The organism is Treponema peruense, from assembly GCF_016117655.1.
Lineage (GTDB): Bacteria > Spirochaetota > Spirochaetia > Treponematales > Treponemataceae > Treponema_D > Treponema_D peruense.
In genome coordinates, this window is the sequence record NZ_CP064936.1 from 1,089,425 (window position 1) to 1,105,972 (window position 16,548).

Annotated in this window: 14 protein-coding genes; 11 read left to right on the forward strand and 3 right to left on the reverse strand. The window is 42.9% G+C overall.

All coding sequences use genetic code 11. From position 1 onward, the window contains the following. Window positions 1-8: 8 nt before the first annotated feature. Window positions 9-1,394 carry a class II fumarate hydratase gene (gene fumC / locus IWA51_RS04970; protein ID WP_198443449.1) on the reverse strand — a complete coding sequence of 462 codons (1,386 nt, stop codon included), beginning with the start codon at window positions 1,392-1,394 and terminating at the stop codon, window positions 9-11. Window positions 1,395-1,461: 67 nt separating this feature from the next. Beyond that, complete coding sequence (locus IWA51_RS04975; RefSeq protein ID WP_177527449.1) at window positions 1,462-2,403, reverse strand: L-lactate dehydrogenase; 942 nt, start codon at window positions 2,401-2,403, stop codon at window positions 1,462-1,464. 371 nt (window positions 2,404-2,774) lie between these two features. Between IWA51_RS04975 and IWA51_RS04980 the strand changes: the two genes are divergently transcribed. From IWA51_RS04980 to IWA51_RS05020, 9 genes are all read left to right on the forward strand, one after another. Continuing rightward, window positions 2,775-5,225, forward strand: a complete 2,451-nt coding sequence (locus IWA51_RS04980) for a helicase C-terminal domain-containing protein (RefSeq protein WP_177527450.1) — start codon at window positions 2,775-2,777, stop codon at window positions 5,223-5,225. A gap of 47 nt (window positions 5,226-5,272) precedes the next feature. Continuing rightward, window positions 5,273-6,037, forward strand: a complete 765-nt coding sequence (locus IWA51_RS04985) for a lysophospholipid acyltransferase family protein (protein WP_177527451.1) — start codon at window positions 5,273-5,275, stop codon at window positions 6,035-6,037. 114 nt (window positions 6,038-6,151) lie between these two features. Continuing rightward, window positions 6,152-6,325 (forward strand): hypothetical protein, encoded by a 174-nt coding sequence (locus IWA51_RS04990; protein WP_177527452.1) that lies wholly within the window; start codon window positions 6,152-6,154, stop codon window positions 6,323-6,325. Window positions 6,326-6,500: 175 nt separating this feature from the next. Beyond that, entirely contained in the window at window positions 6,501-6,791 is a 291-nt protein-coding gene (gene rpsT / locus IWA51_RS04995; protein WP_177527453.1) for a 30S ribosomal protein S20, read from the forward strand. Window positions 6,792-6,866: 75 nt separating this feature from the next. After that, a complete protein-coding gene (locus IWA51_RS05000) occupies window positions 6,867-7,199 on the forward strand; it encodes an HU family DNA-binding protein (protein WP_177527454.1) in 333 nt (110 codons plus the stop codon). 48 nt (window positions 7,200-7,247) lie between these two features. Then, window positions 7,248-7,661, forward strand: a complete 414-nt coding sequence (locus IWA51_RS05005) for a bactofilin family protein (RefSeq protein ID WP_177527455.1) — start codon at window positions 7,248-7,250, stop codon at window positions 7,659-7,661. Between the two features lie 231 nt (window positions 7,662-7,892). After that, window positions 7,893-9,677 carry a transcription termination factor Rho gene (gene rho, locus IWA51_RS05010; protein WP_198443450.1) on the forward strand — a complete coding sequence of 595 codons (1,785 nt, stop codon included), beginning with the start codon at window positions 7,893-7,895 and terminating at the stop codon, window positions 9,675-9,677. Between the two features lie 188 nt (window positions 9,678-9,865). After that, window positions 9,866-10,075 carry a 50S ribosomal protein L31 gene (gene rpmE, locus IWA51_RS05015; protein ID WP_177527457.1) on the forward strand — a complete coding sequence of 70 codons (210 nt, stop codon included), beginning with the start codon at window positions 9,866-9,868 and terminating at the stop codon, window positions 10,073-10,075. A gap of 197 nt (window positions 10,076-10,272) precedes the next feature. Continuing rightward, entirely contained in the window at window positions 10,273-11,733 is a 1,461-nt protein-coding gene (locus tag IWA51_RS05020; protein WP_198443451.1) for a DUF3943 domain-containing protein, read from the forward strand. A 14-nt stretch (window positions 11,734-11,747) separates the two neighbouring features. Here the strand turns inward: IWA51_RS05020 and IWA51_RS05025 are convergent, their stop codons facing one another. Next, complete coding sequence (locus tag IWA51_RS05025; RefSeq protein WP_198443452.1) at window positions 11,748-12,911, reverse strand: class I SAM-dependent methyltransferase; 1,164 nt, start codon at window positions 12,909-12,911, stop codon at window positions 11,748-11,750. A 115-nt stretch (window positions 12,912-13,026) separates the two neighbouring features. Here IWA51_RS05025 and IWA51_RS05030 point away from each other — a divergent pair, with 115 nt between their 5' ends. Further along, a complete protein-coding gene (locus IWA51_RS05030; RefSeq protein WP_198443453.1) occupies window positions 13,027-14,649 on the forward strand; it encodes a DEAD/DEAH box helicase in 1,623 nt (540 codons plus the stop codon). A gap of 245 nt (window positions 14,650-14,894) precedes the next feature. After that, window positions 14,895-16,535, forward strand: coding sequence for an ABC-F family ATP-binding cassette domain-containing protein (locus IWA51_RS05035; protein WP_177527461.1), 1,641 nt, complete (start codon window positions 14,895-14,897; stop codon window positions 16,533-16,535). The last annotated feature ends 13 nt before the right edge of the window (window positions 16,536-16,548 follow it).

Genomic DNA, 16,548 nt, shown 5'->3' on the forward strand with positions numbered 1-16,548 from the left:
CTATTAAACTATTTGCTCTGAGCCATCTCTTCGGGATGGAACACTTCGTCAAATTTTTCTGCCGTAAGGAAACCAAGTTGAACACAGGCATCCTTAAGGGATATGTTTTCTTCATAGGCTTTATGGCTTGTCTTTGCGGCATTTTCGTAACCGATGTACGGATTGAGTGCCGTAACGAGCATAAGGGAATTGTACAGATTAAAGTGCATCTTCTCTTTGTTGGCCGTAATTCCTACAGCACAGTTCTTGTTAAAGCTTACCATAACTTCTGCAAGAAGACGTACTGACTGAAGGAAGTTGTATGCAATTACCGGCATAAAAACGTTGAGTTCAAAGTTACCCTGACTTGCAGCCATTCCGACGGCAGTGTCATTTCCTATAACCTGAACGGCAACCATTGTCATTGCCTCGCACTGTGTGGGGTTAACCTTTCCCGGCATAATGGAAGAACCCGGTTCATTTTCAGGAATGTGAATCTCACCAAGACCACATCTTGGACCTGAAGCCAGCCAGCGTACATCATTTGCAATCTTCATGAGGTCTGCAGCAAGTGCCTTGAGGGCTCCGTGTGCAAAAACGATCTCGTCTTTTGATGTAAGGGCATGATATTTGTTGGGGGCTGTAATAAAATCCTTTCCGGTAAGTTCACTGACTTTCTGTGCTACGAGAGAATCAAATCCCTTTGGAGCGTTGAGTCCTGTTCCTACAGCAGTTCCTCCCAGTGCAAGCTGCTTGAGGTAGGGAAGGGAAGAAGAAAGCATTTCTTTGTCGCGTTCAAGTGAAGTTCTCCAGCCCGAAATTTCCTGGCTGAACTGAATCGGTACAGCATCCTGAAGATGTGTTCTTCCTGACTTTACGATGCCTTCGTTTGCTTTTTCAAGCTTTTTGAATGTATCTGTAAGAAGGTCAATCGCAGGGAAAAGTTTGTCTTCAAGTTCAACAACGGCTGCAATGTGCATTGCTGTAGGGAAGGTGTCATTTGAGGACTGGCTCATGTTGATGTCATCGTTCGGGTGGCACAGTTTTGTTCCTGCAATCTGATTGGCGCGGTTTGCAATAACCTCGTTTGTGTTCATGTTGCTCTGTGTGCCGCTTCCTGTCTGCCATACTACAAGAGGAAAATTCTCGTTGAGAGCGCCCGAAATAACTTCATCGCAGGCCTGGCTTATTGCTTTTACTTTTGCATCTGTCATCTTTTCGGGCTTGAGTGCGTTGTTTGCAATCGCAGCAGCCTTTTTAAGGTAACCGAAAGCCTTTGTAATTTCGCGCGGCATAGTTTCGATTCCGACACCGATAAGAAAGTTCTCATGGCTGCGTTCAGTCTGTGCTCCCCAGAGTTTGTCTGCGGGAACCTTTACTTCGCCCATGCTGTCGTGTTCAATTCTGTATTCCATAAGAAAAAATACTCCGGTAAAAAAGTCGCGGCGCTCTTTTGGGGGCACCGCTTTATGTTTTGTTAGATTAGAATTCGATGTGTTTGATTACGTCTTTGAGGCAGTCAGCAGAGTGCTTGAGCTGTGCAATTTCGCTGTCTGTAAGAGGGGCAACAAGTCTTCCTGTTATTCCGTTTCCTCCTACAACAGTCAGAATGCTTAGACATACATCGCTGATTCCGTATTCGCCTGTAAGCATTGAAGATGCAATTGTTACAGAATCTGTTGAGTTTTTGATTATCTCGCAGAGACGTGTTGTTGTGGCACCAATTCCGTAGTTTGTGCATTTTTTTGCAGAAATGATGATTCCGCCGGACTTGCGTACAAAGTCTTCGATTTCTGCATGGTCAGGCTTTGCAATTCCCTTTCCGTTAAGGCTGTCATAGTATGCGTCTACAGGAACAGAAGCTACGTTTACCAGTGACCACGGTACGAAAGAAGAATCTCCGTGCTCTCCGAATACGTATGCATGGAGGTTGGGCTGTCCGATTCCGTATACATCGGCAATCTTTGTGCGAAGGCGTGCTGTATCAAGAAGGGTTCCTGTTCCGATAATGTGGTCTGCAGGAATTCCTGATGTTTTTACGAACTGGTATGTAAGAATGTCTACAGGATTTGCAACGATTACGTAGATGGCATTGGGTGCGACTTTTGTAATCTGCGGAATAATTGATTTTGTAATGTTGACGTTTGTCTGTGCAAGTTCAAGGCGTGACTGACCCGGTTTGCGGGCTACTCCTGAAGTAAGGATAACAATGTCAGAATCCTTTGCATCTTCATAGTCTCCGTCATGAATGTTTACCGGACTCATATAGGGTGTTCCCTGACGAATGTCAAGAGCTTCGCCCATAGCCCTGTCCTTGTCAATGTCGATCATTACGATTTCTGTCGCTATGCTCTTAAGGCAGAGAGCGTAGGCAATAGAAGATCCTACCTGTCCCGCTCCGATGATGGTAATTTTGTTTGCCATAAATATCTCCTGTATAAAACAGCCACAAAGTTTGAATTTAACAATGGGCGTAACCCAAGTGAATGCCGACGGCATTTTCTATATAGTATAGAATAAAAGTGTTTTATTGTTAAGTAGGTTTCAAACCTAAAAATGTTATTTTATATCAATAAAGACCGATAAATTTTTGTTTTGTGAATTTAATAACAGGAGAATACATGTACTGTGAAAAAAATAACATGAAATAGAAATGATTTGAAAAATATGACCAAAATTTAAGGGTAATTTAAAAATACGGAATATTTTTATTAAAGTTCCGGTATTTTGTCCTGTTTAATATTCGCAGGTGTATATGTTGAACAAAAAGCCTGTCACGGGTAAAATCGGCTGTAATGGACAGTTTGGAAAGATTTTTACCCGGAATTATAGAATCAATGAGAATGGATATAGAACGCTCCGGAGGAAACGAAGTGTTCTGGTCCGGAACAGCAGGCCCCGACGGACGCATCTGCTCTGTAAAGGTAGGTTCGCGCGGAAACTCTGATTCTGTCGTTGTAAACCGCGGTGTTGCACAGCAGGGACAGGTTCTGATTCACAATCATCCGAACGGAATTCTTTACCCGAGTGCTGCCGACCAGGGAATTGCGGCTTCTGCTGCTGAAAATTCAATGGGTTTTTATATAGTAGACAATGATGTAAGCCGGGTTTATGCCGTTGTTGAACCGGTAAAGGCTCGCGAAATAAAAAATATTGACGCTGATTCTGCCGCAGCTTTTCTTTCGTCTGACGGTCCCCTTGCAAAACGTTTTAAAAACTATGAGGAACGTCCTTCCCAGATTGAGCTTCTGCGCAATGTGGTACAGGCCTTTAACGGTTCTAAAATAGGCGTGTTTGAAGCGGGAACAGGAGTCGGAAAAAGTTATGCCTATCTTATTCCAGCTATACTTTGGTCAGATGCAAACAAAGAACGCGTTGTAATTTCTACCGGTACGATAAACCTTCAGCAGCAGCTTTTTGAAAAGGATATTCCCGCAGCGCTTTCGATTACGGGCAAAAACATAAAGTCTGTGCTTGTAAAGGGAAGACAGAATTATATATGCAAAAGACGACTTGCTGAATGTCTTGCGGACAGGGATTTGTTCAGCGAAGACAATGAAATTCTTGAAAAGATAAATTCCTGGGCGCAGACAAGTCCTTCTGGAAGCCGCAGTGAAATGCTTTTTGTACCGCCTGATTCTGTATGGACAAGGGTTAACAGTGAAAGTGACGGCTGTATGGGAATGCGCTGCCAGTATCATGAGGAATGTTTTGTGATGAAAGTTCGCAAGGAAGCTTCTGATGCAGGAATCCTTGTCGTAAACCACCATCTTCTTTTTGCAGACATAGAAAGCCGCATGAACGGTGCAGGATATGAAGATGCAGCAGTTCTTCCTCCGTACAAACGCATTGTTTTTGATGAAGCGCACGGAATAGAAGACAGTGCCACAAGTTTTTTGAGTGAGACGGTTACGCGGTTTAAGCTTATGAAACAGGTGGGTCTTCTTTACAGAACCAGAAGGGGTTCACTGACGGGACTTCTTGTTCAGCTTTCTGCGCTTTCTATGTCAGAAATTCATGCCGAAGATGTGGGGTCTGCTGCAGAATCTGTAAAAAATGCCGTTCTTCTTTTGGATCAGGCGGCTCTTGCGGCTATGGAAACAGAAACTTCTGAAAGGGTCTGTTCCGCAACAGTACGCAGTCTTGACGGGGTTATGCGGTGTATGGAAGACCTGCGGCAATCTCTTGTAACACTGGTGTCACTTGCGCGCGAAATAGAAGACGGAATAGATGATGATGACAAGGATGTGCCCTGTGTCTGGGAAGCAAAAACCGTTCTTAGAAGACTGGATCTTCTTTCGGGACTGTGCGCAGATTTCTGTTCATGGCAGGAACATCCCGGACAGGTATTCTGGATGCAGAAAATGAAAATTCCGCCAAGAATTCCCGGTGAAGATTTTATCGAATACGTCCAGTTTGTACAAACGCCGCTGGATATTGCGCCCCTTATGAACAGTGGTGTCTTTGAGCCGCTTTCTACAGTTGTGTGCACGAGCGCAACTTTGCGTACGGGCGGGAATTTTTCATACTGGCTTTCAAGAACAGGAATTTCCCTTTCGGCACCGGAACGTGTCGTGAAGAAAAACTTTGAATCTCCTTTTCCGTACGCTGACAATGTACTTTTTGCTGTTACAAAGGATGCGCCCTTTGTTTATGAAAGCGGATTCCAGAACTATGTGGAACGGACACTGCCGCTTCTGATTCAGGCTGCCGGAGGACGCACACTTGTTCTGTTTACATCTTATGACAGTCTGCGTTATGCATACCAGTCTTCGTGCAGGGAACTTTCACGTGCCGGAATAACAGTGTTTAAACAGGGTGATGACGACAGATTCAGGCTTTTGGAAAGATTTAAGGCTGACAGGGAAAGTGTTCTGTTTGCAACTGACAGTTTTTGGGAAGGGGTTGATGTTCCGGGTGACAGTCTGAGCCAGGTTGTTATTGTAAAACTGCCTTTTTCTGTTCCGAATGACCCCGTTTTTGCGGCAAGAAGTGAAAGTATAGAAAACAGGGGTGGCTCTTCTTTTATGGAACTGAGTGTTCCGCAGGCGGTAATAAAATTCAGGCAGGGATTCGGCCGGCTTGTGCGAAGGGGTGATGACCGCGGTGCTGTTGTCGTTTTGGATCGCCGCATTGTAGAAAAATCCTACGGCAGAATGTTTACGTCAGGAGTTCCGCTTACAAAAAGAATGTACGCAGATTCTCAGGAAATTGCACTTGCCGTAAAGAAAATGCTGGAAAGCTGAATGTATCCTTGTGTAGACTTTTGTATGCAAATTCATATAATGGACTTATGTTAAGTTTTCTTACTGTATTATGTTTGAGCGGGGCATTGCTTTTTCCTACGTTTATGCTGTGCATTACGTACCCGCTTAGTCACAAATGGGCCTTGTTCTGGTCTGATTACATTACTTCACGTACGGCCCGTCTGGTTTTTGCCATTCTCAAGTATTACAGGCACTTTGAATTCCTTGGTTCGAAAAATGAACGTGACGGGCTTCCCGAACAGTTTGTTGTTGTTTCAAACCACCAGAGTCTTCTTGATATAGTAGTGTACTTTAAGTTTTTTTCAGACCACGTCGTAAGGTTTGTTGCAAAGGATACCCTCGGAAAAGTCCCTATGGTGGGTAAAATGCTCCGTTCCCAGGAACACTGTATGATTCCAAGAAAGGGAGGGGCGGCACTTGCAATGAAGTCAATCGAGCGACTTGGGGAACGTGTTCTTGAGCGCGGTCAGATTCCGGTAATTTTTCCAGAAGGAACAAGAAGCCGTGACGGAAACCTGGGACAGTTTTATTCAGCCGGATTCAGGCGCCTTGAAGAAACAGTAAAACTTCCCGTTGCAGTCTGTGCTCTTGACGGCGGATGGAAGATTTCAAAACTGGACAGTATTCTGCGCAATCTTTATAAGGGTGCATACCGTGTAAAGATTCTCAAAGTTTACCCGGCTCCTCAGTCCAAGGCAGAAGAAAAGCAGATTCTTGAAGAAGCACCGCATCTTATTCAGGCTCAGCTTGATAAGTGGCGTGCTCTTCCTGACGGATCTCTTGAAGTTTGAATTAAATTGATGCCGGTTGCACAATGTTTGCTGTGTAAGGTCTTTGTTACTTGACAGACAAGAATGAAATTGTGTATTATTTGCAAATATCGATATTAGTTATGGAGGAAAGTCATGGCCGGAGCCAGTAAGAACTCTCGTACTGCAGTTGCAACTCAGAAATTTATATGCCCGGATTGCGGCGGTGAGATTGTTATGAAAACCTTGTTTGAAAACGGAAAGCTTAAGAACCTTGCAGAATGCCAGAAGTGCAAGCGCACCGAACGCAGACCTAAGGATTTCAAATAAAAGGTAATAAATACCGTCTGTATCGGTGTTATACTAGAAAGGCTTCCCCCTTTGCCGGGCTTGGAAGTCTTTTTTATTAGAGTCTCTAAATAAATAGAATACAAGCATTTATATACTTGACTATTATTTTTGGATATTATAAACTAACCAATAGTTTTTGTTTGGGGGTATTCCTTTGGCAGTAAAAAAAACTTCTGCAGAAAAGAAGCATGCACAGAGCGAAGTTCGCCGTCTGCGCAATAAGGCTGTAAAGTCACAGGTACATACAAGTGCTAGAAAGTATTTGGATGCGGTTCAGAAGAAAGACAAGGATCTTGCTCTTGAGACACTCAAGGCACTTCATTCCGAGCTTGATAATGCTGGACGCAAGGGTGTTATGAAAGCAAATGCAGTTTCTCGCAAAAAGAGCCGCATGAGCAGACTTTATAACGTAACATTTACAGCTCCTGCCGCTGCAGCAAACTAATTAAGAACTGATAGGGTGTTGCTGTTGCAGCATCCTGTTGGTTCCTTTACTTTTCTATTTTGTAGAGGTGTATTTATGTCTTCCAGGAAAGTTACAAAATATGATTTGGTAGAAGCAGTGTACCAGAATACAAAATGTGAAAAGCGTGTTGTTCAGGATGTTATTGAAAATCTTCTTGTTCAGCTTAAGGATTCCCTTAAAGACGGAAATACAATAGAACTTCGGGGATTCGGAACTTTTGAGCCAAGACTCAGAAGGGGCAGGGCAAAAGCCAGAAATCCAAAGACCGGCGAGCAGCTTTCGGTAGCACCTCATTATGTAGCTGCCTTTCGTGCCGGACAGGAACTAAAAAAATCTTTGTGGTCTCTTCCTGTTCGTGACGGGTTTGGTGTAGAAGAAGATTTTTAATTTTTTAATCCGCATAAAAATTCAATTTAAATAGAAAGCAGAAAGTTTATGTCTAAAGAAAATGGAAATTTAACTGTCTTCGGACAGGAAACCGAATTTGACGGCGTTTTGGAATTTACTGACAGTCTTGTAATTACCGGCAAGTTCCACGGTACAATAAAAGCTACCGGGGATTTGGAGATAGACCGTTCGGCAGTTTGCGACGTTGACGTAATGAATGCGGAATCCATTGTTGTTTCAGGCAAAGTAACAGGACGCATTGAAGCTTCTGAACGTGTTGAACTGTGTTCCGGAAGCCGAGTTAAAGGCGATATAAAAACTGCAAGAATCAGAATATCTGACAATGTGGAATTTGAAGGCCAGGTTTCTATGCTTTCTGAAGTTCCTGATATAGATATTTTTTCAGTTGCGTCGGCAGAATACAAAGATGCACTTATCAAAAAAACAGACGAGGCCCGCTAGTTGAATTTTATTCTTTTTAGAGGGAATATTGAAAATACGGGGTTTTAGTCGCACTGTTTTGGTGTACTTGAACCTGCACGGAACCTTGTGAAAGGTTTAGGATTGCCTTTATTGACATAACTTGATTTTATGTCTAAACTTAAGATAATCATTTCTTTTTACCGCTTTTCATACGCGGTTTTATGCAATAAATAATTCTTTTAACATAAATAAATCACATGGAGTATTTTAATGGCATTTATCAAACGCCGGGGAACAGATTCGTCGGATGACGGTCAGCAGGATTTTTTTGAAGAGTCCGATGTTCATTCAGAAGAGGAGCAGTCTGTTCAATCTGCTTCTGAAAACGAAAAAACTTTGACAGCAGAAGAAAGTGAAGAAAAAGCTACGCCGAAGCCAAGAAGAAAAAGAGTCGTTAAGGCAAAGGCTGTTTCAGAGACCGGTTCTGACGAAAGTGTACAGGCTGCATCTTCAGAACCTGCAGCAGCAGAAACAGAAACCTCTGCAGAAACTTCTTCTTCAGAAACAAATACTGCTTCGGAACAGACAGAGTTCGGCACGCAGTACCAGAGCAGACCTCGCTATGACGGCAGTCAGAGCCGCCGCTGGAACAACAACCGCTATGTAAGCAACCGCCGTTACAATAATCGTGGCGGCAATTACGAAAGAAACCTTCAGTCAAGGCTTGAAGCTGTTCAGGCTGCACAACGCATAGAAAATCCTGAAGAATATGAGTCAAAGCCCCGTCTTCTTATAAATGATCTGACAAAAATGAGTATGCCGGAACTCAGAAATCTTGGTGTACAGCAGGGAATCAGTGCAGATGACATGGCTCCTATGAAAAAACAGGATCTTATTTTTTCTATTCTGCGCGCACATACAGAACACGGCGGTATTATTTTTGCAAGCGGTGCTCTTGAAATTCTGCCCGACGGATACGGATTCCTCAGAAGTCCGCAGAATTCATATCTTCCTGGCCCTGATGATATTTATATTTCACCAAGCCAGATAAGGCTGTTCAACCTCAAGACAGGTGATACAATCTATGGTCAGACAAGAAGTCCCAAGGAAGGTGAGCGCTTTTTTGCACTTTTAAGAATAGAGACAGTCAATTTTGATGATCCGTGTGTTGCCCAGACGCGAATTCCGTTTGAAAACCTTACACCGCTTTATCCGAATGAAAAACTTCGTCTAGAAACGGTTTCAACGGAACTCAGTACCAGAATAGTTGATCTTTTTGTTCCGATTGGAAAAGGCCAGCGTCTTCTGATTGTTGCTCCACCAAAGGCCGGTAAGACGATTCTTATGCAGAAAATTGCCAACGCCATTACAAAAAACAATCCGAATGTTTACCTGATTGTTCTTTTGATTGATGAGCGCCCTGAAGAAGTTACAGAAATGGAACGTTCAATCAAGGCAGAAGTTATTTCTTCTACTTTTGACGAGCAGGCTACAAGACATGTTCAGGTTGCAGAAATGGTTCTTGAAAAGGCAAAGCGTCTTGTTGAACACAAGCGTGATGTTGTGATTTTCCTTGATTCAATTACAAGGCTTGCACGTGCCTATAACCAGACTGTTCCTACTTCAGGAAAGGTTTTGAGCGGTGGTGTTGATGCAAATGCCCTTCATAAACCAAAAAGATTTTTTGGTGCCGCAAGAAATGTAGAAGAGGGCGGTTCACTTACCATTATTTCCACATCTCTTATCGAAACCGGAAGCCGCATGGACGAGGTTATTTTTGAAGAATTCAAGGGTACGGGAAACAGTGAAATTGATCTTGACAGAAAGCTTGCCGAGCGCCGCCTGTTCCCTGCGATAAATATCAAAAAGTCGGGAACACGCAAAGAGGAACTCCTTCTTACTGAAAATGAACTCCAGAAGATGTGGATTCTGCGCAAGGTACTCAATCCTATGGAAGATGCCGATATTCTTGAACTTATTATGGACAAGATGCGTAAGACAAAGGATAATGAAGCCTTCCTTGCCTCGATGAACCCCGGTTCCGCTGCTGAATAATGTAGTGTACGGCTCTTTATGGGTCAATGATATTGACTAGATTGAGTGCAGATTATATAATAGGCAATAATTTTTATCTTGTGGTATTGATTTGATTGCTAACGGTAAGGGAATGATAGGATTTCCTTTTGGAAAGAATAGGGCTGACCGGGTTTTCTTCAATATCGGGCAAGAAACAGGAGCATATAATGAAAAAGGGAATCCACCCAGACTACAAACTGACAAAGATTACTTGCGTTTGCGGTAATGTTATCGAGACACGTTCAACAGTAGAAGACATTCACGTTGAAATTTGTTCTGCATGCCATCCTTTCTATACAGGAAAGCAGAAGCTTGTTGACACAGCAGGACGTATTGACCGCTTTAACAAGCGCTACGGCATGAAATCTGCTGAGTAGTTCCATTTTATTTGGAAGCAACCCGGTGTTTTGAAGGCATCTTCATTGCGCCGGGTTTTTTGTTTGCCTTTTATTGACTTTTCTTTAAATTATTTTAAATTTATATTACTATTTTGTTATGGAAAGCTACAAAAAATCGGTTTACTGGATTTTTAGAGATTCCCTTATCTTAAAATGTTTATTTTCAGGAGGAAGTTGTGGCTGTTAAAAAAATTCCGGTCTTTCTTTGCTGTTTTTTTCTTCTTTTTTCAGAAATTCCCGTCTTTTCACAGGAGGTGGCTTTTGATTCAGAAATACTGACTGAAGATGCCGTTGGTGAAAGTGAAACGCCTGTTTTAAAAAAACATCCGCTGGTGGGAATTTCGGGAATGCTTGTGGCTAACGGTGTTATTTCCGGCTGGAACAGATTTGTTACGCGTTCAAGTTGGGCACAGGTTACTTTGGACGATATTCTAAACTTCCCAAACCGTACCGTATCGTTTGACACTGACTGGTACTGGACAAATTTTGTGCTTCATCCTTACCAGGGGGCCCTGTATTATATGGGTGCTAGAAATTCAAACATGAATATGCTGGAGTCTTTTCTTGTTACCTGCGCCGGTTCTGCAATATGGGAATGGGGATGCGAACTGAATGCCCCTTCTATAAATGATCTGGTTTACACAACAGTCGGTGCTTTTGCCGTCGGTGAAATGCTTTCGAGACTTTCTGTTGAAGCTGCTGCAAAAAGCGGTTTCTGGAGTGTTGTTATTAACCCTATGCGCCTTTATACTGTTCCGCTTACAGGTGAAAAACCTTCGGGAACTACGGGGAATCTGCGGTCGCTGTCACTTCTTGCGGGAATGGGGTGTGCTGCGGGTGGCGGTTTTTCGGGCGGGGACTTTGACGACAGTGTTGAAGTTTTTCCTGCTTTTGGAAGGGCAGAGGCAAATGTAGTTTACGGTAATCCGTTCGCTCTTGAGTCTTCTGTTCCTTACGGCCAGTTTGATCTTAAGGCAGGTTTTGCTGTCGGGCGCGGTTCGGGAGTCGGTGTAGAAAAACTTGATAAGCTTTTGATGTATGATATTCACATCTTTAGTGACGGAATGTTTTTTTCTTTTGCTCCTGACTGGGGAGAAAATACTGATACTACCATAGGAATGTCAATGCTTTATGATTTTATGCTGCATTCTTTTATGGAATTTTCGTCTCTGGCTCCGGCTTTTGCAATAAAGCAGAAAGTTTACCTTGAAGGTGCCGACTTTGGGTGGCAGACACATCTTGGTGCTGTTCTTCTTGGCACAAGCGACTATTATTATCTGCGCCGCGAAAAAATTCCGACTGACACAAGCCGCGGAACTGTGCGTGATTACGGCTATACATGTGGTGCCGAAGCTGCTGCTGCACTTTCATTCGCAACTCCTGGAGGCCTTTCTGCCAGCCTTGATCTGCGTGCTTACGGAATGTATAAGTATCCTTTCCAGAAGCAGTGGTGTGATGATACAGGCATAGAACTTTTTGCACTGGCTGATCTTTGTGTGGAATATGCCGTATCTGACACAATTTCCATGGGAATTTCCAACACTATTTTTGCAAAGACATGCTTTTTTGACGAAATGCCCAATGCTTCGTATGCTCTTTATTCCGGAAGCGTATATACAAGAATCCGCTTTATTTAATGGCTGTGTTTCAGTTATTCATGTGTAACTTTTGCCTTGATTTTCCAGGCGCGGTGAATGCGGCTGTTTCTGTAGTCTTCGGGAACAGTTTTTGAAGTTATGTCTGTTGCTTCGTACAGTTCTGTTCCGTCCTGTGAGGGAAGAAGTGTGCTGTCGAATTTAAGGCGCCGGCTGTTTGTCGAAAAGTACAGGGTTCCGTCGGGATTGAGTATTCCAAGACATTTTGCTACAAGCGAGATCCAGTCCCTGTTTATGTCAAGGGTTGTGTCTGTTCTTTTGGAATTGCTGAATGTAGGCGGATCAAGGATTATTATGTCGTAGCGGTTTGTTCCTTCTTTGTTGGGAACTTCTGCATTTTTCTGGTTCAAAAATCCGACTGCATCCTGTCTGCATACAGGGTATTTTTCTTCGTCAGTGAATCCGTTCAGTTTAAGATTTGATTTTGCCCATTCAGTGTAGGTTTTGCTCATGTCTACGCTTTCGACACGTTTTGCCCTTCCTTCTGCGGCATATACAGAAAAACTGCCTGTGTAGCAGAAAAGATTGAGTACTGTTTTGCCGGCACATTCTGACCTTACTGTGTCTCTGAGCGGCCTGTGGTCAAAGAAAATTCCCGTATCTATGTAGTCGGTGAGGTTTACCTTAAAGAGCTGCCCCTGTTCCTGTATTGTTCCGCTTATGTGAATCTGCGAGTCAATTTTGTCGTACTGGTCTCTTTTGCCGTTGTCGCTCTGGTGCCTGCGTGTTTTTGTAATGACATGATCGTGTTCCAGTCCCAGCGTTTTTGCTGCTGCTGCTGCCATTGTTTTGAGCCATTCGTCTTCTTCTGCATCGTCTTTTTCGTACGGGCGTTCGTAAAGATAAATGTGGGCGTAAGTGCGCTGTGTTTCTTCAAAGATAATCTGTCTTGCTTCAGGTCCGTTTGCGCTTATTGCCGTATTCTGTTCCATTAAAAAACGCGCGGCTTCCATTTTGTCTGTAATTTCTGCCGGAAGAAAAGTGTATATGTCGCATGCAAGTGGAATTTCTGGTATGTCACGGTCGTAAAGCCTGTAGCATGTTACTCTTGACCTGCGTGCCCATTTTCTTAACTGCTTGAGGTTTTTGGCCAGTCTGTTTGCGAAAAGTTCTGACTGGTATCTGTTTTTTTCTTCTGTATTTGCGTTTTGTTCAATCATTTGTTAATACTATACATTATTTGCGAAAAATAGTACAATGAAAAGAATACTTTTACATAAAAAATTGTCGTTTGATCCCGGTTTTGGCGGGAAAATCATATAATGCAGGAATAAAATGAAATTTACAGAATTTTCCTTGAATGAGAATTTGCAAAAGGGAATTGAGAATGCGGGCTATGTTGAGTGCACGCCGGTTCAGGAACAGGTCCTGAAGTCTTCCCTTGAGGGTCGTGATTTGTATGTTCAGTCACAGACGGGTACTGGAAAGACAGCGGCTTATCTTGTTTCGGTTATTCAGGAACTTTTGTCCAGACCCGATGTTTCGGGAAGAAAAGCCCTTATTATGGTTCCTACGCGTGAACTTGCGGTACAGGTTCAGGATGAAGCCGAAAAGCTCTGTTCTGCAAGCGGTCTTGTTTGCGGCAGTTTCTACGGCGGAGTAGGATATGACAGGCAGGTGGCGGCTCTTAAAAAAGGCGTTGACATTATGATAGGAACCCCGGGCCGTGTAATTGACCTTAACGAAGGCGGCCAGATGGATTTGAGTAGCGTTGCGTTCCTTGTAATAGACGAAGCCGACCGCATGTTTGACATGGGCTTTTATCCTGATTTGAGAACTCTTATAAAAGTTATTCCGGCTGCAGAAAAAAGACAGACAATGCTGTTCAGTGCCACACTCAATTCTTACGTAAAGAATCTTGCCTGGGAATATACACGTGACCCTGCAGAAATTACGATTGCAGCACAGAATATTACTGTTGATGAAATTGACCAGGAACTTCTTCATGTTTCCAGTGATGACAAAATGAAGCTTTTGCTTGGAATAATTTCTGCAGAAAAACCGGAAAGCTTGATTATTTTCTGCAATACAAAGCGTACCTGTGAAGTTGTGGCAAAAAGACTGCGCAGAAACGGATATGAAAGTGAGTTTATTATTGGTGATCTTCCGCAGTCAAAGCGTCTTGCCATCATGGAATCTTTTAAGGCAGGAAAGGTAAAGTGCCTTGTTGCCACCGATGTTGCGGCACGCGGAATTGATGTAAACGATTTGGCCATGGTAATAAACTATGATCTTCCCAATGAAGCCGAAAATTATGTTCACAGAATTGGACGCACAGCCCGCGCAGGAAAGTCCGGAAAAGCATATACTTTCTGTTCGGAACAGGATGTTTATTCACTGCCGGCAATTGAGCGTTATATAGAAAAACAGATTCCGTCACGTGTTGCCGATGAAAGTATGTTCTGTGAAGACAAGAGTGCGGGCGTCTATATAAAAACCGACTCTTACAGGGAAGAATACAACGACAAGAGTGAATTCGGCCGCCGTCGTCGCTCTGAATATGAAAGATCGGGACGGGGACGCAACGGACGCAGAAATTCAGAACGCGGAAGGGGAAAAGGCCGCTATTCTTCAAGAAATGAAGCTTCCAGAAATGAATACAAGCGCGACAGAAGGGTATTCAGCAACGAAGAAGAGGCAATGCTTGCTTCAATGTCTACCGATGAGCGCATGAAGCTTTACAAAGAAAAATTCGGTGGTGCAAAGTCTGCTGTCCAGAAAAAGACAGTCGGCAGTGCAAAGAAAAATGCATCTTCTTACAAAAAGCGCAGTAATTCTGCACCTGCAAAACGTGCAGCACCAAAACACTCACCTGTTTCAGGAAAAACTGCAGCGTCGGTCAAAAAAGCGGGTCTTTTCTCAAAGATAAAGTCCCTGTTTGGTGGCAAGAATAAATAGTGAACATTTATAGGAGTGAGTATAAAAAATCCGTCGGAATGTCGTCGGCTTTTTTAACTCAAAGTTTGCGTTGCAAACTTTTTTATTAACTGTACATTCTCACTTCGTTGCGAATGTACATAAATGTTCATTCCTAAATCTGAAGATTTACTCATGAACATTTATAGGAGTGAGTATAAAAAATCCGCCGGAATGGAGTCGGCTTTTTTAACATATTTACTCATGAACATTTATAGGAGTATAAATTGATTACAGTTTCTGACTTAAGTTTGAAATTCAGTGAAAAACCATTGTTCAAGGATGTAAACTTAAAGTTTATAAAAGGCAATTGTTACGGTATTATCGGTGCCAACGGTGCGGGTAAGTCTACTTTCCTAAAGGTTCTTTCAGGTGAACTCGAACACGATACAGGTGAAATAAGCATTACTCCGGGTGAACGCATGGCCGTTTTGAGCCAGGACCACTTTAAGTACGATTCTTATTCCGTTAAGGAAACCGTAATGATGGGGTACCCGAAGCTTTACGAAATAGGAAAAGAAAAGGACGCAATTTACGAAAAGCCTGATTTTTCTGAAGAAGACGGAATAAAAGCAAGTGAACTCGAAGCTGAATTCGGTGAACTTGGCGGATATGAGTCCGAAAACCAGATTGAACAGATGCTTTCGGGACTGGGACTTGAAGAAGAGTTTCATGACAAAATGATGTCAGAACTGGATGAAAGTCAGAAAGTGCGCGTTCTTTTGGCACAGGCTCTGTTCGGAAACCCCGACATTCTTCTTCTTGATGAGCCTACGAACGGTCTTGATCTTGAAAGCATAAGCTGGCTTGAAGACTTTCTTATGGAATTTGAAAACTGTGTAATTGTTGTAAGCCATGACCGTCACTTCCTTAACGCAGTCTGTACTTATGTCTGTGACATAGATTACGGAAAGATTACCCAGTTTACCGGTAACTATGACTTCTGGTATCAGATGAGCCAGATTATGCAGCGTCAGGCAAAGGATCAGCAGAAAAAGCGTGAAGACAAGATGGCAGACCTCAAGGAATTTATTCAGCGTTTTGCCAGCAATGCCTCAAAGTCTAAACAGGCTTCCAGCCGCAAAAAGGTTCTTGAAAAGCTTCAGCTTGAAGAACTTCCTGTTACAAGCCGTAAATTCCCGTATGTGCATTTCCAGAGCGAACGTTCCATCGGAAACTTTGTTCTTACTGCAGAAAAAATCAATTCAAAGGATGATGACGGAACAGTTCTTCTTGACAACTTTTCCATTACGGTTCATCCGGGTGAAAAGGTTGCATTTGTCGGAATGGAGCACAATTCAATAACTTCCTTCTTTGATATAATTTCAGAGCAGAAAAAAGCAGACTCGGGAACAGTTACCTGGGGACAGACTACAAAGCATACGTATATGGGACGTGATAACAGTGCCTATTTCAATAACGAGCTGAATATAACCGACTGGCTCAAGCAGTATTCCCCTGACCAGGATGATGCCTATGTACGCGGTTTTTTGGGTAGAATGCTTTTTACCGGTGATGAAAGCCTTAAGAAAGTAAAGGTTTTGAGCGGAGGTGAAAAAGTCCGCTGTATGCTTTCAAAAATGATGCTCAGCGGTGCGAATGTTCTTGTACTTGATGATCCTACAAACCATCTTGATCTTGAATCAATTGAAAGTCTTAACGAAGGTCTTGTAAAGTTTTCAGGAGTTGTGATTTTCTCGAGCCACGACCATGAGTTTATTTCTACTATTGCAAACCGTATTGTCGAAATTACACCCAAGGGAATTATTGATCGCATGATGAACTTTGATGATTACCTTAAGGATGAACAGGTTAAGGCTTTGCGTAAGGAATATTACGCCGGAACCGACAAAAAGATAAGATTCTAATTTATTGAAAAAG

Coding starts and splice junctions, on each gene's coding strand:
- IWA51_RS05000 (WP_177527454.1), top strand. CDS start 6,867: ATGTCTTCCAGGAAAGTTACAAAATATGATTTGGTAGAAGCAGTGTAC.
- IWA51_RS04990 (WP_177527452.1), top strand. CDS start 6,152: ATGGCCGGAGCCAGTAAGAACTCTCGTACTGCAGTTGCAACTCAGAAA.
- fumC (WP_198443449.1), bottom strand. CDS start 1,394: ATGGAATACAGAATTGAACACGACAGCATGGGCGAAGTAAAGGTTCCC.
- rho (WP_198443450.1), top strand. CDS start 7,893: ATGGCATTTATCAAACGCCGGGGAACAGATTCGTCGGATGACGGTCAG.
- IWA51_RS04975 (WP_177527449.1), bottom strand. CDS start 2,403: ATGGCAAACAAAATTACCATCATCGGAGCGGGACAGGTAGGATCTTCT.
- IWA51_RS05005 (WP_177527455.1), top strand. CDS start 7,248: ATGTCTAAAGAAAATGGAAATTTAACTGTCTTCGGACAGGAAACCGAA.
- rpmE (WP_177527457.1), top strand. CDS start 9,866: ATGAAAAAGGGAATCCACCCAGACTACAAACTGACAAAGATTACTTGC.
- IWA51_RS05030 (WP_198443453.1), top strand. CDS start 13,027: ATGAAATTTACAGAATTTTCCTTGAATGAGAATTTGCAAAAGGGAATT.
- IWA51_RS05025 (WP_198443452.1), bottom strand. CDS start 12,911: ATGATTGAACAAAACGCAAATACAGAAGAAAAAAACAGATACCAGTCA.
- IWA51_RS04980 (WP_177527450.1), top strand. CDS start 2,775: ATGGACAGTTTGGAAAGATTTTTACCCGGAATTATAGAATCAATGAGA.
- IWA51_RS04985 (WP_177527451.1), top strand. CDS start 5,273: ATGTTAAGTTTTCTTACTGTATTATGTTTGAGCGGGGCATTGCTTTTT.